At 74.1% G+C, this 429-nt stretch carries 1 pseudogene; it reads left to right on the top strand.

Annotated elements, in window-relative coordinates:
* Positions 1-429, top strand: a pseudogene (locus D180_RS19925) (hypothetical protein); the annotation flags it as partial.

The raw sequence follows: 429 nt of genomic DNA on the forward strand, positions 1-429 counted from the left end.
CGCCCAACTGGATGCGGTGAAGCAGGCCGCGGCAGCGACCAGCAAGTATTTCCAGGCCAGCGGCAGCGCCGACAGCGATGCCGGCGCCCTGGTCGACGGCGACAATGCGCTGGCGGCCGGCGAGGCCGCCAACGCCACCGCCGACGGCGCCACTGCGCTCGGTGGCGGCGCCAATGCCGTGGCCGCCGGGGCGACCGCGATCGGTTTCAACGCCGTCTCCAGCGGGGTCGATGCGGTCGCGCTGGGCAACGCCAGCCAGGCGTCGGGCGAGAACAGCATCGCCATCGGCAGCAACGCCCAGGCCAGCGAGATCGGCGCCACCGCCAGCGGCGCCGGCGCGCAGGCCAGCGGCACCTATGCTACCGCCACCGGCAACGAAGCGGTGGCCTCGGACAACCAGGCCACGGCCACCGGCTTCCGCAGCGCTGC

Source organism: Xanthomonas sp. SHU 166 (genome assembly GCF_000364685.1).
GTDB classification, from domain to species: domain Bacteria; phylum Pseudomonadota; class Gammaproteobacteria; order Xanthomonadales; family Xanthomonadaceae; genus Xanthomonas_A; species Xanthomonas_A sontii.